Below are 17,339 nucleotides of genomic sequence, written 5' to 3' on the forward strand. Positions count from 1 at the left end.
GCCGCACCTCGGTCTCAGTTAGGATATTCCTATGCGCCGCATCGCGCTCGCACTCGTGACAGTCGCCGCTCTGTCCGGCCACGCATTCGCACAGGCCCCGACGCCCGAGGCCGCTCCAGGAGCGAAGCCCAACGCCAATCCGTGCAGCGATGAGGTTTCCGCCGCGCTTCAGAAACTCCGGAAGTCGGCGTGGTTCCGCATGGACACGCACATGCTGACGGAGAACGGCCCGACGCAGATGCAAGTCGATTACGTCCTTCCCGACCGCATGCATCAGACAGTGACTGACAAGCTGACCAATAAGACGACGGAACTGATCCTCGTCGGAAACGAGGCCTGGTCGAAGCAGGACGAAAAGGGCTGGCGTCCGCTGCCGCAGAAAGTCACGGATCAGGTCAAAAATCAGATGCAGGAATCCGTCGTAACGCAGCAGACGGATATCGGCAGCTATGCCTGCAAAGGCCGAACCCAGCTCCAGGGGCGCGACGTCTTCTCCTACCGGCTCGATAATGAGCCGGAGAAGGGGTCCACGGCGACATCCAACCAAGCCTATCGTATGTTCTACGTCGACGCGCTCACGGGCCTACCATCAAGCAACACGATATTGGCGCCGGGCCATGAGGATAAGCCGATCTTCAGAACGAGCTATACTTTCCCCATCGACATGAAAATCGATCCTCCGAAGGACGTGGTTGCGCCGCCGCCCGCCCCGCAGTCGCAAGGCAGCGAACCGGCGCCCGGCAAATAGTTTCTCAGATCTCGTGACGGGTAATGCGTACAGGCCATGCCGGCTGGGATGGCTGGTATGCCAGCTTGCGCGATGACCTGGCGGTCCTTCGGCGTTAAAAGCTGGGCCGGAGATTTTCATGACCACACTGGAATCGTCACGCTCGGCGCTGCGCGCGCCGATGGCCACCGCTTCGTTCGCCGTTCTCGTCGCCGTCAGCTTTTGCCACCTTCTCAACGACGTCATGCAGTCGTTGCTGGTGGCCGTCTATCCGATCCTGAAGCACGATTACGCGCTGACGTTCTGGCAAATTGGCCTTCTGACGATGGCGTTCCAGGTGACGGCATCGCTCTTGCAGCCATTCATCGGGTACTACACCGATAAACGTCCCGTACCGTATTCGACGACCATCGGAATGGGGTCGACCTTTGTTGGCCTGCTGATGCTGGCTTTTGCGAACAGCTACGCGAGCCTGATCATGGGCGCGGCCTGCGTCGGCATCGGCTCGGCGATCTTTCACCCGGAATCGTCGCGTATTGCGCGCTTGGCATCCGGCGGCCGTCACGGCTTTGCGCAATCACTGTTTCAGCTCGGCGGCAATTTCGGCACTGCGATCGGTCCACTGCTGGCCGCGTTCATCGTGCTGCCTCGTGGTCAGCAGAGCCTGGCCTGGTTCGGCTTGATCGCGCTCGTCGGAATGGCGATTCTCTGGAAAGTCAGCCAATGGGCGGCCTCTGCACAGAGCAAGAGTGTCAATCAGCTGCGCACCGTCGGGCTTCTTCATTCGCGGCGCCGGACGGCCGTCGCCCTGACGGTTCTGACCGTGCTGGTCTTCTCCAAGAACGTCTACATGGCGAGCATAACGAGCTACTACACCTTCTATGCCATCCATCGCTTCGGCGTTTCCGTGCAGACGTCGCAATTGATGCTGTTTGCATTTCTCGGCGCTTCCGCGGTCGGCACGATACTCGGCGGTCTCTTCGGCGACCGCTTCGGGGCCAAGACGGTGATCTGGTTTTCGATCCTCGGCTGCCTGCCGTTCACGTTGGCGCTGCCCTATGCCGATCTCAATTGGACGGTCGCGCTCTCTGTGTTGATTGGCCTCATCCTGTCGTCCGCCTTCCCGGCGATCGTCGTCTTTGCACAAGAGCTTGTGCCCGGCCGGGTCGGCATGATCGCCGGCATCTTTTTCGGCTTCGCCTTCGGCATGGGAGGCATCGGAGCGGCCATTCTTGGCATCGTCGCCGATGCCAAAGGCATAGATTATGTCTACCTGATTTGCTCTTACCTGCCGTTTCTCGGCCTGTTGACCGTCTTTCTTCCACGGTCCGATGCGCCAGAATGTGACAAGGTGAAAAAGGGATAAACGCGCTTATCCGCGATGAACGATCGCTCGAAAAATTTTCGGGGTTTCCCCGGCGCAGCGCATTGCCTATAAGGCCCCCTTAGCCCGACCCCAGATCCAACCCTGAGCCGACCGCGACGTTGCGAGCCTCGGCCAAATCCGTGCGCCGAATGCCAAAACGAACCGACATAAACTCCATTCTCATCATCGGCGCAGGCCCGATCGTCATCGGCCAGGCGTGCGAGTTCGACTATTCCGGCACCCAGGCCTGCAAGGCACTGAGGGCCGAGGGCTACCGGATCATCCTCGTCAATTCCAATCCCGCGACGATCATGACCGACCCCGATCTCGCGGACGCGACCTACGTCGAGCCGATCACGCCGGATGTGGTGGCGAAGATCATCGCCAAGGAGCGCCCCGACGCGATCCTTCCGACGATGGGCGGACAGACGGCGCTGAACACCGCGCTTGCACTCCATAAGCAGGGCATCCTGAACAAGTACGGCGTCGAGCTCATCGGCGCCAAGGCCGAAGCCATCGACAAGGCCGAGGATCGCCAGCTCTTCCGCGAAGCCATGCGCGAAATCGGCCTCGAGACGCCGCGCTCGGCACTCGTGAACTCGCGCGATGAGGCAGCGGCGGCGCTCGAGACCGTCGGCTTGCCGGCGATCATCAGACCCTCGTTCACGCTCGGCGGAACGGGCGGCGGTATCGCCTATAACCGCGAAGAATACTTCGAGATCATCGAGCGCGGCCTCGATGCCTCGCCGACGTCTCAGGTCCTCGTCGAGGAGAGTGTTCTCGGCTGGAAAGAATTCGAGATGGAGGTCGTTCGCGACAAGGCGGACAACTGCATCATCATCTGCTCGATCGAGAACATCGACCCGATGGGCGTGCACACCGGTGACAGCATTACCGTCGCCCCCGCGCTGACGCTGACGGACAAAGAATATCAGATCATGCGCGACGCCTCGATTGCGGTGCTGCGCGAGATCGGCGTCGAGACCGGCGGCTCGAACGTCCAGTTCGCCGTCAATCCGGCTGACGGCCGGCTTGTCGTCATCGAGATGAACCCGCGTGTTTCGCGATCGTCGGCGCTGGCGTCGAAGGCGACGGGCTTCCCCATCGCCAAGGTCGCGGCCAAGCTCGCCGTCGGCTACACGCTCGATGAAATTCAGAACGAAATTACCGGCGGCGCGACGCCCGCATCGTTCGAGCCGACGATCGATTACGTCGTCACGAAGATTCCGCGCTTTGCCTTCGAGAAGTTTCTCGGCTCTGACACGACGCTGACCACCTCGATGAAATCCGTCGGCGAGGCGATGGCGATCGGCCGGACCTTCGCGGAGAGCATGCAGAAGGCTCTGCGCTCGATGGAAACCGGCCTCACCGGCTTCGATGACGTCCAGCTTGAGGGCCTCGGCCAAGGCGACGACAAGAACATCGTCCGCGCCGCCGTCTCCCGGCCGACCTTCGATCGGATCCTGAAGGTGGCGCAAGCCTTCCGCGAAGACTTCTCGCTCGATGAGATCCATCAGTACTGCAAAATTGATCCGTGGTTCCTGCGCGAGATCAAAGCCATCGTCGACAGCGAAGCCCGTGTCCTCGCACACGGACTGCCGAAGTCGGCTGCTCATCTTCGCGCGCTCAAGGCGCAGGGCTTCTCCGATGCTCGCCTTGCGAAGCTCGGCAAGACGACCGAGGCGGACGTCCGCGCCCGGCGCAAGGCACTGGGCGTCGAGCCCGTATTCAAGCGCATCGATACGTGCGCGGCGGAATTCGCCTCGCCGACCGCCTACATGTATTCGACCTACGAAACAGGTCTTAGCGGCGACCCCGTCTGCGAAGCGGACCCGACCGGCAAGAACAAGATCGTCATCCTCGGTGGGGGCCCGAACCGCATCGGCCAGGGTATCGAATTCGACTACTGCTGCTGCCACGCCTGCTTCGCGCTGACGGCGGCGGGCTTCGAGACGATCATGATCAACTGCAATCCGGAAACCGTGTCGACCGATTACGACACCTCCGATCGTCTCTTCTTCGAGCCGTTGACCGCCGAAGACGTTCTCGAAGTCATCCGTGTTGAAAACAACAAAGGCACGCTCAAGGGCGTGATCGTGCAGTTCGGTGGCCAGACGCCGCTCAAGCTCGCGAGCGCGCTGGAAGAGGCGGGCGTCCCGATCCTCGGCACCTCACCGGACGCCATCGATCTCGCCGAAGACCGCGATCGTTTCAAAGCGCTGATCGACAAGCTGGGGCTCACCCAGCCGAAGAGCGGCATCGCCAAAGCCCCGGGCGAGGCGCGCGGCATCGCCGAGCAGATCGGCTATCCGGTTGTCATTCGTCCTTCCTACGTTCTGGGCGGACGCGGGATGGAGATTGTTCACGATGGGGCGGAGGTCGACCGTTATGTCGCCCGCCTTTCGGCGACGCTCGACAAGCCTTCGGAACTCGTCGTTTCCGAAAAGCGCCCGCTCCTGATCGACAGCTATTTGACCGATGCCGTCGAGGTCGACGTGGACTGCCTGTCCGATGGCAAGGATACGTTCGTCGCCGGCATCATGGAGCATATCGAGGAAGCCGGTATTCACTCCGGCGACAGCGCCTGCTCGTTGCCGCCGCATTCGTTGTCACCCGCCATCATCGCCGAACTCGAGCGGCAGACGCGCGAACTCGCACTCGCGTTGCGCGTCGTTGGCCTGATGAACGTCCAGTTCGCCATCAAGGACGAGCAGGTCTTCATCCTCGAGGTCAATCCACGCGCGTCACGAACCGTGCCGTTCGTCGCGAAGGTCATCGGCTTGCCGATTGCCTCGATCGCCGCGCAAGTGATGGCAGGCAAGCCGCTTGCCAGCTTCAAGCTCTCGAAGCCCGCTTACAAGCACATCGCCGTCAAGGAAGCGGTGTTCCCGTTCGCGCGGTTCCTCGGCGTCGATCCGATCCTCGGGCCGGAAATGCGCTCGACAGGCGAGGTCATGGGCATCGACCACGACTTCGCGATGGCGTTCGGGAAAAGCCAGCTCGGCGCCGGCCAGAAACTGCCATCGGGCGGGACAGTTTTCGTCTCCGTCAAGGAAAGCGATAAGGCGCGCGTCGTCGCGCCCGTCCGGGAGCTTGCCGCCATGGGTTTCAAGATCGTTGCTACCCGCGGGACGAAGCGTCTGCTCGAGGCCAACGGTATCCAGTGCGATGCCATCAACAAGGTTCTGGAAGGCCGTCCGCACATCGTCGACGCGATGAAAAACGGGGATATTCACCTTGTTTTCAATACAACCGAAGGGGCTAAAGCCCTGAGCGACAGCAAGGACATCCGGCGCACGGCCTTGCTTCACCACATCCCCTACTATACAACACTGGCGGGGGCAGTAGCGGTTACACGGGCCATCAAAGCGTTGGCATCGGACACGCTGGAAGTGGCTCCGTTGCAGGCTTTCGCCCATCGCTAAGCCTTTCTTGGAGTGTTCGGAGCGCGCTGGGAGGCGCGCCCGGCTTCGCTGCTTTCCTGTATGCCAACCTTACTGTTACCGTGTGTTGGGGGGCTCTTCCCCGCAATAATCGAGCCGTTGGAGAACATGATGGAACGGGTGCCGATGACGCTTGAGGGTTACAAGAACCTCGAGGAGGAACTGCACCGCCTGAAGGCTGTCGAGCGCCCGCGCATCATCGCGGCGATCTCCGAAGCTCGCGCTCATGGGGACCTGTCGGAAAATGCCGAATACCATGCCGCCAAGGAGCAGCAGGGGCTGAACGAGGCGCGCGTCGCCGAGATCGAAGACAAGATCAACCGCGCCGAAGTTATTGATATCACCAAGCTTTCCGGCGACACGATCAAGTTCGGAGCGACCGTTACACTGCAGGATGAAGATTCCGGCGACAAGGTCACCTATACGATCGTCGGTGATACGGAAGCTGATTTGCGCGCGCGCAAGATCTCTATTTCGTCTCCCATCGCCCGTGCGCTGATCGGAAAGTCCAAGGGCGAAAGCGTCGACGTCACCACGCCGAAGGGCACACGCACACTCGAAGTTCTGAAGGTGAACTGGGGCTAAGCCGAGCCCCCTCCCGATCCTTCAATCGCTATTGTTGCTGCCGTCGAAGAATGCCGAGGCGGACCGGCATTCTTCCTTCGACTGAACAAGGTCGAAGGCGCGATCGCCGCCCGTTTTGTCGTTGAGTTCGACCTCACCCGCGCCACCTTGGATGGCGATGCCGCTATCGCCAGGCTCGAGGCGAAGTCCGCCGCCGCTCTGGGGCGTCAGTCGGAAGACGCCGCCGTCGCCTTCGAGAAAACACTCGAAATCCGCGTCGTTCGTCTTGCATCGCGCGGCCTGTCCGTACCAGTCGGGGCCCGATTTCAGCATAAGCCCGAAGCCGATTTCGAACCGATCGGCGGTATTCGGCGTCCCGTCGGAATTCTGCTTGGAAAGGTCGATCTCGATTTTACGGACCCGCTGCGCCGGATGGTCCTTGAGAAAAGGCTCATCATAGGTCCGCGCAAAGCACGGCGCGCCGTCGAGCACATTCGCGAAGTAGCTATTGTAGAGATCGTCCGAGGTGGCGGCATTGGACGGCAATACGCTCACGACCGAGATAACGAGCGCTTTTCCGGTCCCCAGCGCCAGATTAGGAAAGGTCCTCATCAACCCTCCGCGATAGGCCGCGTTCACTAAGTTCCTTCCGGGCCTTCCATGCTGATCGGTACGCCCGGATCGCGTTTCGCCCGGCGGATCGTCAGATAGGTTTTGACGCTGGCGACATTCGGCGCCGCCGTCAGTTCATCGAGCACGAAGCCTTGGAACCGTTGCAGATCCCGAGCGATACACTTCAGTATAAAATCGCTTTCGCCCGACAGCATGTAGGCCTCTCGGACGAGGGGCCAGCTGAGAATTCTGTTTTCGAAGGAGCGGAGATCGGATTCCGCCTGATTGTGAAGCCTGACCATGGCGAATGCCGTCAGCGCATATCCGAGCCTTACCTCATCGACGAGAGCGGTATAGCTTGTGATGAGCCCTGCTTCCTCGAGCGCCCGCACGCGCCGGAGACAAGGCGGTGCCGACAAGCCGATGCGATTGGCGAGAGCGATATTGGTGATGCGTCCGTCGGCTTGCAGCTCGCGCAGGATCCGCCAGTCCGTTTCGTCGAGTTCGAGTGCCATGGAGCCGCGCCAATGCAGGGAAGGCGGAGTAATAACAGGAATGTAGATCGCCGCACGAAGTTTCGCTTATTTCTTTAACCGGACCGCCGCTATTCTCAAGACCGCCTCGGTGAGGAGCCGCAAAGTTTGTCGAACATGACTCGCACCGACCCATACGCGACCCTGCTTCAAGGCCAGACCGCCTGGATTTTCTCGGATGGCAAGGCCGGGCACGAAGCGCAGGCCCTGGGCGTTGTCGAAGCGCTCGGACTGTCGCCCGAGATCCGCCGGATCGACCTGACTGGCATCTACAAGTTTATCGCCCCCTGGGGGCCGCTCCCGTCTTTAGCCACGACCAATGGCGGCAGGCTGCGGCTCCGCCCGCCGTGGCCCACCTTCGCGTTTGCGACGGGCCGGACCACCATTCCCTACATCCGCGCCCTGAAGCGCCGGGCGGGGCTCGAGACCTACACCGTCATCCTGATGGACCCYCGCACAGGCCCGAGTAGCGCCGACCTTATATGGGTTCCCGCCCATGACCGGCGCCGGGGCCCGAACGTCATCTCGACGCTGACGGCACCGCATCGCTATTCGCCCGCCCGATTGCGTGCGCTCAACACCACCGCGCCGCCAAAGATCGCCGCCCTTCCACGGCCGCGCATTGCCTGCCTGATCGGCGGTCCGAACGGCGACTACTGGTACTCGCCGGCGGACGAGACGCGCCTGGTGGAGACATTGGGCCAGCTGGCAGCGAGCGGAGTGGGCCTTATGATCACCACGTCGCGGCGCACGCCCGAGCGCCTCGCGGCGCGCCTAAGGGGCTCGGTCGCTGCCGCGCAGTCCTTCTTCTGGGATGGGGAAGGACAAAATCCATATCCCGACTTCGTCGCCCATGCCGACATGTTCGTTATCACGGCCGACAGCGTCAGCATGACTTGCGAAGCGGCCGCGACGGGACGGCCGATCTTCATCTTCGCGCCGAGCGGCGGAAGTGCGAAGTTCAATCGTTTTCACTCCGGGCTTGCGTCATACGGCGCTACCCGTCCGTTGCCCCCGCCCGGCGAACCGCTGCCGTCGTGGACATACGAGCCGCTGCACTCGGCCGATGTCATCGCCGCCGAAATAGCGAAACGCTGGCGCCGTCGCGCTGAACTGCTGCCGGGTCTGGTCAAAGCGAAGATCTGAAGACCGAACAAGGGAAGACGAGAGGCGAAGAGTCGATGACGAAAGTCTTCTCGTCGAAAGATGTCGTTTTCGGTTCAGCCGATCTTTGCGCCGGCGGAACGCTCGCCCAATCGTTCGCGGTCATTCATCCTTCGGAACGGCGCAGGCTGCAGCTCTGGGCGGAACTCGGCGTGCTGTTCGTCGGCCTGCCGCTCTTGATGCGGATCGCCGTCTTCGATTACCGCGTTCCGCTGTTTTATGCATTGCCGCCGGTATTCATCGGATTTCTCGCATTCCTGTATTTCGACCGGACCTTCAGCCTGAAAAAGGAACTGAGCCGCGGCATCTCCGGAACGACGGCGCTTTCGATCCTCGGCACGTTCGTCATCGGGAGCGCGCTGGTCGGCTCGCTCGTTGCGGTGTTGATGCCTGAGAGGTTGTTCGCGCTCGCCGCCGAGCGTCCGGGTCTCTGGCTGAAGATCATGACGCTCTATCCGTTCACGTCCGTATTGCCGCAGGAATTCGCCTACAGGGTCTTCTTCTTTCACCGCTACGGACCGCTGTTTCAGTCGCGGTGGACCCTGATCTTCGCCAACGCACTGGCATTTGGCTTTGCTCACGTCCTCTTCCGCAACTGGCTCGCGGTCGGCGGAACGTTCGTCGTCGGATTGCTGTTGGCGTGGCGCTACGAGCGCACCCGGTCGTTCTGGCCGGTTTATATGGAGCACTGCCTCTGGGGATGGCTCGTCTTCACGATCGGCCTGGGCGTTTACTTCTTCACGGGCGTCAAAAACCCGGCCTGGTGATATCGGGACCGAGCTGAAGCCCGCAGCGCCCGCGGCACGTCGCACATGGGCGCAATGATGCAATTGAGGAAGGCGCGACAATCGGCTAGGAAGTCCCCAATCCCTAAACTCTACTCCGAACGAGGCGCCGCTAATGGCAGCACATCAGTACGTTTATCACATGCACAAGCTTTCCAAGGCCTATCCGGGCGGCAAGCAGGTGCTGAAGGACATTTCGCTTTCGTTCCTGCCGGGCGCCAAGATCGGCGTCGTCGGCCTCAACGGCGCCGGTAAATCGACGCTGCTTAAAATCATGGCTGGCGCGGTTGACGACTTCATCGGTGAGGCACGACCCGCCGAGGGCATCAAGGTCGGCTATCTGCCGCAGGAGCCGGAACTCAATCCCGAGAAGGACGTGCTCGGCAACGCCATGGAAGGCGTCGCGGAGAAAAAGGCCATTCTCGATCGCTACAACGAGATCGCCGCGAACTACTCGGAAGAAACCGCCGACGAGATGACGGCGCTTCAGGATCAGATCGACGCGCAGAACCTTTGGGATCTCGACGCTCAGGTCGAGCAGGCACTCGATGCGCTGCGCTCGCCCCCGGGCGACGCCGACGTCACGAAACTCTCAGGCGGCGAGAAACGCCGCGTGGCGCTGACGCGGCTCCTCTTGTCGAAGCCCGACATCCTGCTTCTTGACGAGCCGACCAACCATCTCGACGCCGAAAGCGTCGCCTGGCTTGAACGCTATCTGAAGGAATACACGGGCTGCGTCATCCTCGTGACCCACGACCGCTACTTCCTCGACAACATCACGGAATGGACGCTTGAGCTGGACCGCGGGCAGGGCGTGCCGTGGAAGGGCAACTACTCCGGCTGGCTCGAGCAGAAGGCCAAGCGCGAAGCCGTCGAGAAGGCGCAGGAGGAAGGGAAGCAGAAGACCCTGTCGCGCGAACTCGAATGGATCCGGTCTTCGCCGAAGGCACGTCAGGCCAAGTCGAAGGCACGTATCACTGCCTACGAAAAGCTTGTCGATGAGGCTGGCCGCGAGGAAACGGGGCGCGCGTCCATCCAGATCGCAACCGGTCCGCGTCTCGGTGGCGTCGTCATCGAAGCGGAAGGCCTGTCGAAAGCATTCGGCGACCGCCTGCTGATCGACGATCTCTCGTTCAAGCTGCCGCCCGGCGGCATCGTCGGCGTCATCGGCCCGAACGGCGCCGGTAAGACGACCCTGTTCAAGATGCTGACCGGTGCGGAGCAGCCCGATAAGGGTTCGATCCGTCTCGGCGATACAGTGAAGATCGGCTACGTCGATCAGTCCCGCGCTCACCTGGACGACAAGAAGACGGTCTGGGAAGAGATCTCGGGCGGCCTTGACCAAATGTTGCTCGGCGGCAAGAAGGAAGTGCCGAGCCGCGCATATTGCGGCTGGTTCAACTTCAAGGGCGCCGATCAGCAGAAGAAGGTCGGCATGCTATCGGGCGGCGAACGCAACCGCGTGCATCTTGCGAAGCTCTTGAAGGAGGGCGGCAACCTGCTGCTGCTCGACGAGCCGACCAACGATCTTGATACGGAGACGCTCGGCGCGCTCGAAGCGGCGCTCGAAGATTTCCCCGGTTGCGCAGTGGTCATCTCGCATGACCGCTTCTTCCTCGACCGCCTCGCGACGCACATTCTCGCATTCGAAGGCGACAGCCACGTCGAATGGTTCGAAGGCAACTTCGCGGACTACGAAGAAGACAAGAAGCGCCGCCTCGGCGATCAGGCCGTCGAACCGCACCGGATCAAGTTCAAGCGCTTCGAACGGTGATTGACTCCGCCAGCAATTGGACGGACACGCATATCCGCTGGGAGTGCATGTCCGTCCAAGCTGGCTTCAATACATCTGCAGCGAGAGCACCCCGCCAGGTCCGATCATCACGCCCCAGATTTCATTGGCGCCGACTTCGATCGGGGCGTCGGGTACGGCACCGCTCGTGCCGCCTTTGAGCTTGTAAGGGTACTTGCCGGGCGCAACGTCGAGCGTCGGTCCGTCCGGGCCTTTGCTGCCGGCGCCGGCCGGAACCTTGATCGTCTTGCCGGCGATGGTAATGACGGCTTCTGTATCGAGGTAGTTGCCGAACAGGAGCTTTGTCTGTCCCGCCTTCGCCAGCAACCCGGATTTCGTCGCCTTATCGTCTTCGCGCACGGTGAGCGCGACTGTCGTCTCGCCATTGGCGCGCCTGAGCTTCAGGACAGCAGGACCGTCCGCCGTCGTGAAGTGAATCTCCGCGGAATCATCCTTGACGACGGACTTTGACGTCTCCTCTTTCCAGTCGCGCTTGCCGAGCTCCCTGCGATAGAATGCAAGCACAGAGGTGAGCTTTGCCGGCACGCTGGCATTGGCGCCATGGCGAAACATCGACTGCTCGCTCCCGCTCAGCGAATGCTCTTTCGGCACGGGGAGGCCACCGGCATCTTCGGCTTCAAGTTCCTTTTCAGGCTCGTTGGCAGGCGCACTTGCGGTATCGCTGCTTGCTGACGCTTCCGCTGCCGCCTCCGGCTTTTCGAGTGCCGAGCCGTTAGCCGTGACGTTGACCGTTGTGCCCATCTTCATCAGCGTCAGCGACACGTCCTGCTCACCCTTGTGGAAGCCGAGTACCACCATGTTTGATTTGTTGATGACGGACTTCTCTTCCGTCCAGCCGAGCGTCTTCATCTGACTCCTGTAGAACGCGGCGATTTGCTTGATTCCGGATGACGAGGTGAATTCAAGATTGCCGCTGGCGCCGTCGAATTCGACGTCCGCCGCCGTCGACGGAACCGGAATGGGCGCGGTGTTGCCGTCGAGAACCGTCAATGCCTCCGTGGGTTCATCGGCAGCCTTGTCGGACTTGTCTGGGGCGGCTGGCTTCGCTCCTTGCATCGAGTCAGCGACCGCCTGCTGGGCCTGCTTGATGATACTCGCAGCCAGATCGTCCATGGCATCGCCAATCTTGTCTTCATGCTTGGCTGCCGGAGCGGGAGAAACCTCAGGCGCTTTCGCTGCCTCTTTCTTCTCGTCCGGATGCAGGAGATCAGGAGAAACGGATTCAAGCTTCACCAATGTCTTGCCGCCATCTGCGCTCTGCAACACTAGGATCAAAGGCTTCCCAGCGTCGCGGACGTAATACGCATAGAGACCGTTGTCGGTCTTCTGGTCGGCATAGGCCGACTTGGCGTTGTCCTTCACCGACCACGGCGACCAGCCGCGCGCGATCAACTCCGTACGGAGAAAATCGGAAGTCGCCGCGAGATCGCCGCCCGTCACACACGATAGAAACGGTCGATCACCATCGAACTTGATATCCGTTGCCCCGTTGGGGAATGGCAAGTCGTTGGCGATGACCACCCCGGTATAAGTGACGCTCGTCGCGTTGTTTTGCGCTGGCGCAACCGTGACGAACACGGAGAGGCCAACCGCGCCTCTCTTCAAGTTCGCGATCGCCATCGTTGGGGTTTTGACCTGCTCAGCAAACGCCGGCGCATACTGCTGCCAGCCTGCCGCCGTGAGCGCCGCGACTGTACCCTCGGCCGCCTCAGCGACAGCGCCCGGTGCCGTAAAAATCGTCGACGACGGGCTTGCGAAAATGTCCTTCGTGCCCGAGACGCGCGGCAGTTTGCTGGTGTCGAGGGTTTCGTCCGCCGAAGCACCAGAGATGCCGGCGAAGAGCGCAAATGCCGATAGGACAAGCGGACGTGCGACGAAGCCAATGCTGCGCATGACGTTTCCATTCTCCGACGAGGTTGCGGTCGTTGAGGTCGGAGGACCTGGATATTCGAGCAGCGCCACGTTTGCGAGAGAACCGGCCGGCAAATTCCGCTGAACACGGTGAATTGGCAGCAAAAAGCCGCGCTTCGGTTAAAAGCGCGGCTTCAAAACAACCTTCAGTCGGCTGACTAGCCGTTGCTGTTGTCGATGATCGGGAGCTTCTTGGCTTCTTCCGAACTGAGCGACAGCTTCACGCCATCCGATACGCTCGTGATCTTGTCGGCTGAAATCGCAAAGACCTTCGCGTTGATGCCGGCCGCAACGCCATCCGTCACGAGAATTTCCTGGACCTTGCCGGCGTGGTCGGATTTGACACCATTGACTTCGCCGATTTTCGCACCGTCGGCGCCGTAAACGGCGGCACCAATCTTGAGATCACTGGCCGGGACGGCTGCGGTTGTGGCCGCCGGAGCTTCCGCGGCTGCGGCGGGTGCTTCCGGCTGGGCAGGTTGCGTCTCAGCCGCGCCACCCTGCGGTTCGGCCGCCTGGGCCGGAGCTTCAGTCGCGGCCGCACTACCATCATGTTGTTCGGGCTGTTCTGCGGAAGGCATCGTATCGGCAGCACCAGCGGCGCCGGCATCTGCGGGTGCCGCTTGATCGGCTTCAGCAGGAGGTTGCTGCTGATCCTGCGCCGAACCCGGCATTGTCTGCATCGCGAAGCCGATGCTGAAAGCCAGCGCAATACCCAGCGCCGAACGCAACTTCAAAGAAATCATGGCCCGTCTCCAATCCCCACTCGCAACAGCACGCACATAGCGCTCGTAAACAGCTGTTATAGGGTGCCCGCATCGAATTTGCTCGTGCTTGCTCGACAAGGACCACGGGTGCGGCGCTTTGTCAAAGCTCACGGCATCTCGCAAGTGGGGATCGATTCAGACCTTTGAATGGCAAGCGAGTGAAGCTGCAGCAGGCAGCCGGACGATAGTGCCCGGAAGGCCACTCCTAGCGGCTTAGAGCCAAGACGAGCGCACGCGGGTTGTTGCCGTTCTCGGTGATGTAATTCTGGAAAAGATCGTCGAGGAACGACGTCATCCAGAAACCGACCACCTGAGCATCGCGAACCTTGTAACCCGTTCCCGATTTCATCACGAGCCAGCGGATATCGTAGCTTTCGCCCGACACCAGCGTAATCCGGCTGTCGACATTCGTACCACCCGCGTCGCCAGGGCCCTGACCTGTCACCACGGCGCTTTTGACCATGTATTTCGGGCCTTCCTTCGCCGCGTATTTGGCGATGAAATTGATCATGCCATTGTAATAGGCCGGCCGCTCATCCTTCGGTAGCGTGCGGGCGTGTGGGCCAAGGGCCGTCAAACCAATCCCAGGGACGTCCATGTGCTGACGCAGCACGTTTGCAAACTGCGCGACGCCACCGGACTTCTGCGCGACGATCAATTCGTTTTGCACGCGCTGCATGTAAACAGCGGGAGATTCAGCTCGTGCGCCACCGGTAGAAATCGCGGCAAAGCAGGCGGCAAAAACGACAAGACAACCCGCGGAGCGTATCCGGGAAAATGCCCACCTCATGTCTAACCCTCGCATAGTCGTCCCCTGAAAGAAATAAAGCGGTCGGTGGCCCAACGTGACTCTGCCGCCCTCACTGCTTCGAAACAAGTCTCACCTCGCGTTAGAGAGGCAACAATCTCGTCAAAACGATGCCGGATGGCTACGCGGCCACAGCATTTTCTCGGCGCGAGACCTGATCGGCCATGCCGAAACGGCGCTCCGCCGGAGCACATGGAAGGCTCAGCAAATTCCTTAATTCTTCGAGTTCCCGCGCGCCGATATGCTCGCCCGTCATCAAAATAATGCTGCGATTTCTATCGGGATGCACCAGGACAGCCTCTTGGCGCACGCCGGAAAGCGACGAGCGAACGTGCACCGCTACGCCCTCGTAAGCCTTGAGCGGCATCCGCCAAAGCGTCTTCGAAAAAGCCGTCCGGTCAACGACTTTGACCTCGCCATCACGGATATCGACGATCCGGTCCGACAACAAAGCGAGCAGGATATTGCGGAGCGGCCAAACGATCAGGCCAACCCAGAAGACGAGGGCGAGCGCCAGCTCGATCGCAACCACGGGATGCGTAACCATCGCATGTCGCACCTCCGGGGACGCTACGGCATAGGCCGAAAACGCCAACTGCGGGGCAACGATCAGCGCCGCGAGAATTCCCAAGAGCACGAGCCCCGGGATCCTCGTGAGCTTTGTATTGGTTTGTCTGAGGGTAATCGGCAACCTGTACGGGTCGCTTGAAACTTCAATCACTTCAAAATCCTGACGTCGCATTCTGAACTCGATCCCCGCAGAACCAGCGGCAGGCACGTTATGGTAAACATCGCTAAAAGGCCGTTAAGCCGCGTCCCGAAATCTGCGGGCCGCCGTGCAACGTCGCCACTTGACACATAAACATATCTTTATATGTTAAGCGCATGCATCGAACGCCGGAAATGCGAACCGCAGATCTTGTCGCCGCGCTTAAGGCCGCGGCCGAGCCGACGCGGCTGCGCATTTTGCTGTTGCTCTCGGCCGGCGAGCTGAACGTCAAGGATTTGACCCTGATCCTCGGCCAGAGCCAGCCGCGCATCTCCCGCCACCTGAAGCTTCTCTGCGAGGCCGGCCTGATCGAACGCTTCAGGGACGGCAGCTGGGTCTATTTTCATATTTCCGATCGCCAGCCGGGCGGCCGCTTGGCGCTCCGCCTCGTGTCAGACGTCGATCCCGCTGAATCCTCGGTTCGGCGTGACCGTGAACGCGCCGAAGCCTTGAAGCGCGAGCGCGAGGCCACCGCGCAAGCGTTTTTCGAACAGCACGCTGCAGATTGGGACCGGATCCGCACGCTGCACGTTGCCGAAAACGACGTCGAAGCCGCCATGCGCCGGGCACTTGGCGAAGGGCCGTTTGGTCTCTTCGTCGACCTCGGAACGGGTACGGGCCGCACGCTCGAACTGTTCGCCGATCGCTTCGCGCGCGGACTTGGGCTCGACGTCAACCAGGCCATGCTCAACTACGCCAACGCCAATCTGAAGTCCAAGGGCTGCCTTAATGCCCAGGTTCGTCACGGCGATATCTATTCGCTCGCGCTGGCGGACCGGCAGGCCGACGCCGTGGTCATGCACCAAGTGCTGCATTTTTTGTCCGACCCGGCGCTCGCCGTTCGCGAAGCCGCACGCGTCCTCGCGCCCGGCGGCAAGCTGCTGATCATCGATTTCGCGCCGCACGACTTGGAGTTCCTGAGAACCCGGGAAGCCCACGAACGGCTGGGCTTCGCTCACGATCAGGTCAGGGGCTGGCTCACCGATGCCGGTCTCGTACCGAAGTCGACGGAAGATCTGAAGCCCAAGGACGGCGATCGCGAAGAAATTCTGACCGTGACCATCTGGCTGGCGGAACGCCCCGCAGCCAAGGCCGCGGTCGCAAGCACAAGCGCACCACTTAAGGAAGTGCGCGAGGGGGCAAGCTGATGGCACAGGAACGGAAAAGCAAACTGCTCGGATCGGGCGACATCCTCGTCAGCTTCGAATTCTTTCCTCCGAAAACGGAGAAGATGGAGGAGACGCTGTGGTCATCGATCACGCGGCTAGCGCCACTCGGTCCCGAATTCGTCTCGGTAACGTATGGCGCGGGCGGATCTACGCGCGAGCGCACCCACGCAACCGTCACGCGTCTCATCAAGGAGACGCCGCTGAAGCCCGCTGCCCATCTCACCTGCGTCGACGCCACGAAGGAAGAGGTTGACGCGGTCGCCAAGACCTATTGGCAGGAAGGTGTTCGCCACATCGTTGCGTTGCGCGGTGATCCTGTGCAAGGCACCGGCGCGAAGTATGTGCCCTTTCCCGGCGGCTACAAAAACGCCGCCGATCTCGTCGCAGGATTGAAGCGCATTGCCGATTTTGAAATTTCGGTCGCGGGCTATCCCGAGACGCATCCCGAAAGCCCGTCGGTCGAAGCCGATCTCGATAATCTGAAAGCGAAGGTCGATGCGGGCGCCGATCGTATCATCACGCAGTTCGGTTTCGACAACACCCACTTCCTCCGCTTCCTGGAGCGTGCGCGAGCGGCTGGCATCTGGGTGCCGATTTCTCCGGGCATCGTGCCTATTCACAACTTCAAGCAGGTGGCAGGTTTTGCAAAACGGGCCGGCGCCAGCGTTCCTTCATGGCTCGCTCGCCGTTTCGAAGGATTGGAAGACGACAGCGCGACGTCCCATCTCGTCGGAGCGGCCGTCGCCACCGAGCAGGTGATGGATCTCGTCGACGAGGGCATCAAGAAATTCCACTTCTACACGTTGAACCGCGCTGATCTCGTTTACGCGATCTGCCATCTGCTGGGCTTGCGCTCAGTCAGACCGGCGAACGCCGACGCAGCGTGAAATATCTGAAAGTCGAGGCGT

15 protein-coding genes are annotated in these 17,339 nt (G+C 61.1%); 9 read left to right on the forward strand and 6 right to left on the reverse strand.

Going from position 1 to position 17,339, the window contains the following annotated elements:
* Positions 1-31 precede the first annotated feature (31 nt).
* From AB4Z24_RS07565 to greA, 4 genes are all read left to right on the forward strand, one after another.
* Positions 32-748, forward strand: coding sequence for a hypothetical protein (locus tag AB4Z24_RS07565; RefSeq protein ID WP_441707118.1), 717 nt, complete (start codon positions 32-34; stop codon positions 746-748).
* Positions 749-866: 118 nt separating this feature from the next.
* Entirely contained in the window at positions 867-2,093 is a 1,227-nt protein-coding gene (locus AB4Z24_RS07570) for an MFS transporter (protein WP_441707120.1), read from the forward strand.
* A gap of 149 nt (positions 2,094-2,242) precedes the next feature.
* Complete coding sequence (gene carB / locus AB4Z24_RS07575) at positions 2,243-5,518, forward strand: carbamoyl-phosphate synthase large subunit (RefSeq protein ID WP_441707122.1); 3,276 nt, start codon at positions 2,243-2,245, stop codon at positions 5,516-5,518.
* Positions 5,519-5,647: 129 nt separating this feature from the next.
* On the forward strand, positions 5,648-6,121 hold the full coding sequence (greA, locus tag AB4Z24_RS07580; RefSeq protein WP_290989306.1) for a transcription elongation factor GreA: 474 nt from the start codon (positions 5,648-5,650) through the stop codon (positions 6,119-6,121).
* Between the two features lie 21 nt (positions 6,122-6,142).
* Here greA and AB4Z24_RS07585 read toward each other — a convergent pair whose 3' ends face one another.
* Both AB4Z24_RS07585 and AB4Z24_RS07590 read right to left on the reverse strand, forming a co-directional pair.
* The gene (locus tag AB4Z24_RS07585; RefSeq protein WP_441707124.1) at positions 6,143-6,712 is read right to left on the reverse strand and encodes a hypothetical protein; all 570 of its coding nucleotides are present in this window, start codon (positions 6,710-6,712) and stop codon (positions 6,143-6,145) included.
* Between the two features lie 26 nt (positions 6,713-6,738).
* On the reverse strand, positions 6,739-7,227 hold the full coding sequence (locus AB4Z24_RS07590; protein WP_441707126.1) for an Lrp/AsnC family transcriptional regulator: 489 nt from the start codon (positions 7,225-7,227) through the stop codon (positions 6,739-6,741).
* 135 nt (positions 7,228-7,362) lie between these two features.
* Between AB4Z24_RS07590 and AB4Z24_RS07595 the strand changes: the two genes are divergently transcribed.
* The 3 genes from AB4Z24_RS07595 (at position 7,363) to ettA (ending at position 10,968) form a co-directional block, all read left to right on the forward strand.
* The gene (locus AB4Z24_RS07595) at positions 7,363-8,391 is read left to right on the forward strand and encodes a mitochondrial fission ELM1 family protein (RefSeq protein WP_441707780.1); all 1,029 of its coding nucleotides are present in this window, start codon (positions 7,363-7,365) and stop codon (positions 8,389-8,391) included.
* Between the two features lie 35 nt (positions 8,392-8,426).
* The gene (locus AB4Z24_RS07600; RefSeq protein WP_441707128.1) at positions 8,427-9,176 is read left to right on the forward strand and encodes a CPBP family intramembrane glutamic endopeptidase; all 750 of its coding nucleotides are present in this window, start codon (positions 8,427-8,429) and stop codon (positions 9,174-9,176) included.
* Between the two features lie 133 nt (positions 9,177-9,309).
* Positions 9,310-10,968 carry an energy-dependent translational throttle protein EttA gene (gene ettA, locus AB4Z24_RS07605; protein WP_441707129.1) on the forward strand — a complete coding sequence of 553 codons (1,659 nt, stop codon included), beginning with the start codon at positions 9,310-9,312 and terminating at the stop codon, positions 10,966-10,968.
* A gap of 66 nt (positions 10,969-11,034) precedes the next feature.
* Here ettA and AB4Z24_RS07610 read toward each other — a convergent pair whose 3' ends face one another.
* The 4 genes from AB4Z24_RS07610 to AB4Z24_RS07625 form a co-directional block, all read right to left on the reverse strand.
* Positions 11,035-12,900 carry a hypothetical protein gene (locus tag AB4Z24_RS07610; protein ID WP_441707131.1) on the reverse strand — a complete coding sequence of 622 codons (1,866 nt, stop codon included), beginning with the start codon at positions 12,898-12,900 and terminating at the stop codon, positions 11,035-11,037.
* Between the two features lie 176 nt (positions 12,901-13,076).
* Positions 13,077-13,664: a PRC-barrel domain-containing protein gene (locus AB4Z24_RS07615; protein ID WP_441707133.1), complete on the reverse strand. Its 588-nt coding sequence runs from the start codon at positions 13,662-13,664 to the stop codon at positions 13,077-13,079.
* Between the two features lie 226 nt (positions 13,665-13,890).
* Entirely contained in the window at positions 13,891-14,364 is a 474-nt protein-coding gene (locus tag AB4Z24_RS07620) for an ABC transporter substrate-binding protein (RefSeq protein WP_441707135.1), read from the reverse strand.
* Positions 14,365-14,614: 250 nt separating this feature from the next.
* Positions 14,615-15,235 carry a hypothetical protein gene (locus tag AB4Z24_RS07625; protein ID WP_441707136.1) on the reverse strand — a complete coding sequence of 207 codons (621 nt, stop codon included), beginning with the start codon at positions 15,233-15,235 and terminating at the stop codon, positions 14,615-14,617.
* A gap of 161 nt (positions 15,236-15,396) precedes the next feature.
* Between AB4Z24_RS07625 and AB4Z24_RS07630 the strand changes: the two genes are divergently transcribed.
* Complete coding sequence (locus tag AB4Z24_RS07630; protein WP_441707138.1) at positions 15,397-16,410, forward strand: ArsR/SmtB family transcription factor; 1,014 nt, start codon at positions 15,397-15,399, stop codon at positions 16,408-16,410.
* The gene (gene metF / locus AB4Z24_RS07635; protein WP_441707140.1) at positions 16,410-17,318 is read left to right on the forward strand and encodes a methylenetetrahydrofolate reductase [NAD(P)H]; all 909 of its coding nucleotides are present in this window, start codon (positions 16,410-16,412) and stop codon (positions 17,316-17,318) included. Before AB4Z24_RS07630 ends, metF begins: the two co-directional genes overlap by 1 nt.
* Positions 17,319-17,339 lie beyond the last annotated feature (21 nt).

It is taken from the genome of Hyphomicrobium sp. 2TAF46, assembly GCF_052114865.1.
GTDB lineage: Bacteria > Pseudomonadota > Alphaproteobacteria > Rhizobiales > Hyphomicrobiaceae > Hyphomicrobium_B.